This window comes from Phycicoccus flavus (genome assembly GCF_004025965.2).
GTDB classification, from domain to species: Bacteria; Actinomycetota; Actinomycetes; order Actinomycetales; family Dermatophilaceae; genus Phycicoccus; species Phycicoccus flavus.
The window spans coordinates 1-2,045 of sequence record NZ_SAYU02000139.1; the positions used below are offsets into that span (position 1 = coordinate 1).

Below are 2,045 nucleotides of genomic sequence, written 5' to 3' on the forward strand. Positions count from 1 at the left end.
GACCCGGCCATCGCGCCGAGCACCCAGAGGAGCGTGAAGCCCCGCGCCAGCCACCACGCGGCCCGCAGGTCCCGGACCCACGGCCAGCGCTCGAGAGCCGAGTCGCGCAGGCGCAGCCAGTCGGCGCGGAACTGCGCGAGGTGGCCGGGCCGGGCCGGCTCGTCCGGCAGGCGCCGGGGCGGCAGGCCCGCGGCAGACCGCAGCTCGGCGGCATACGCCTCGGGCTCGCCGAGCAGCGGCCACAGCCGCTCCCCCGACTCGGCCGCCCTCTCCGCGAGGTCGGCCTCCATCCCGCGGGTCAGCTCGTCGGCGTCCTCCGACGGCAGGTCGTCGAGCCACAGTCGGACCGCGCGGACGTACGCCCCCGCGTCGTCCGTCCCGGGGCCGACCACGGGCTGGGTGGGGACGCTCACGAGGCCACCCCCGCCGCGTCGAGCAGCCCGTCCATCGTCGCCGTGAACGACCCCCACGTCTTGGCCTGGGTCTCGAGCATGTGCCGTCCCTCCGTCGTCATGCCGTAGTACTTGCGGTGCGGACCCTCCTCCGAGGGCACGACGTACGAGGTGAGCGCCCCGTTCGCGAAGAGCCGGCGCAGCGTTCCGTACACCGACGCGTCGCCCACCTCGTCGAGGCCCGCCTCGCGCAGGCGACGGACGACGTCGTAGCCGTACCCGTCCTCCCGCGCCACGACCGCGAGCACCGCGAGGTCGAGGACGCCCTTGACGAGCTGTGTCCCGTCCATGTCCACCTCCTGGTCTGTGCGTTGCACAGTACTACGGACAGCACAGTACCGCGCGCAACACACCAGGGGCACGTCGGCGGCGGATATCGGGGTGTCGGTGCGCGCTCCTACGCTCGCCGCCATGCACCGGAGCCGCATCGGGGTCGCCCTGCTCGACCATCCCGCCGAGACCTACGACGCCGCGGCCGCCTTCTGGGCCGGCGCCGTGGGCCGCGAGCGAGGCCGAGCCGACGCGCCGCCGGAGGAGGACCCCTACGAGAGCCTCGGGCCGCAGGCGGGCGGTCTGCTGCTGGAGCTCCAGCGGACCGGCTCCGGCACGCCGCCGCGCGTCCACCTCGACATCGAGACCGACGACGTCGAGGCCGAGCTCGCCCGGGTGACGGCCCTCGGGGCGACGGTCACGACCCGGCACGAGGAGTGGGCGGTGCTCGCCGACCCCGGCGGGATGCCGTTCTGCGTCGTCCCGGTCCAGACCGGCGACGCCTTCGAGGAGCACGCCGTGACCTGGCCATGACGTCTCAGGTCAGGTCGGCCGCCACCTGCAGGGCGAGGCCGTCGAGGATGTCGTGCTCGCTCGTGACGACCCCCGCGGCCGGGGACCGGGTGGTCACCCGGGCCAGCAGCTCGTCCCACACGAGGGCGCCGGCACCGATGACGTCGACCCGCCCGGGGTGCATGAACGGCAGCGCGGCCCGTCGGTCGCGCGGCATCGCCAGGAGGTCCCGGGCCGCCGACCGGTGCTCGGCCGCCGAGAGGCGGGCGAGGTGGATCGCTCCCGGGTCGTAGGACGAGAGCCCGAGGGCGTGCGCGGTCACCGTCGTCACGCTGCCGGCCAGCCCGACGACCGCACCGAGGCCGGTGAGGTCGACGGCCTGCTCGACATCGTCGAGAGCGGCGGCGACGTCGGCGCGGGCGGCGGTCTCCTGCTCCGGCGTCGGTGGGTCGGCGGCCAGGTGCCGTTCGGTGAGCCGGACGCAGCCGACGTCGACCGAACGCGCGGCCTCGACGTCGTCCTCGCCGCGCACGACCTCGGTGGAGCCGCCGCCGAGGTCGACGACGAGGTACGGACCGGGGATGCCGAGGCGTCGCAGTCCGGCCGTGGCACCGACGAACGACAGCCGCGCCTCGACCTCGCCGGGCACGACCTCGGGCGCGACGTCGAGGTCACCGAAGGCGGCGCGGACGCCGGTGACGAAGTCCGCGGCGTTGCGGGCGTCGCGGGAGGCCGACGTGGCGACGAACCGGGCGGCCGCCACGCCGTGCTCGCGGCACAGGTCGGCGTACTCGCGGGCGACGGCGAGCG

Annotated in this window: 4 protein-coding genes; 1 reads left to right on the forward strand and 3 read right to left on the reverse strand. The window is 75.6% G+C overall.

Translation table 11 applies throughout. The features are described 5' to 3' along the window. On the reverse strand, window positions 1–413 hold a 413-nt coding region (locus EPD83_RS20155), incomplete at its 3' end, for a hypothetical protein (RefSeq protein WP_456107196.1). Then, window positions 410–742: a PadR family transcriptional regulator gene (locus tag EPD83_RS20160; RefSeq protein WP_165567072.1), complete on the reverse strand. Its 333-nt coding sequence runs from the start codon at window positions 740–742 to the stop codon at window positions 410–412. The genes EPD83_RS20160 and EPD83_RS20155, both read right to left, overlap by 4 nt. 121 nt (window positions 743–863) lie before the next feature. Here EPD83_RS20160 and EPD83_RS20165 point away from each other — a divergent pair, with 121 nt between their 5' ends. Continuing rightward, entirely contained in the window at window positions 864–1,256 is a 393-nt protein-coding gene (locus EPD83_RS20165) for a VOC family protein (RefSeq protein ID WP_165567073.1), read from the forward strand. A gap of 4 nt (window positions 1,257–1,260) precedes the next feature. Here EPD83_RS20165 and EPD83_RS20170 read toward each other — a convergent pair. Next, a partial coding sequence (locus tag EPD83_RS20170; RefSeq protein WP_165567074.1) for a Ppx/GppA phosphatase family protein occupies window positions 1,261–2,045 on the reverse strand: 785 nt, incomplete at its 5' end.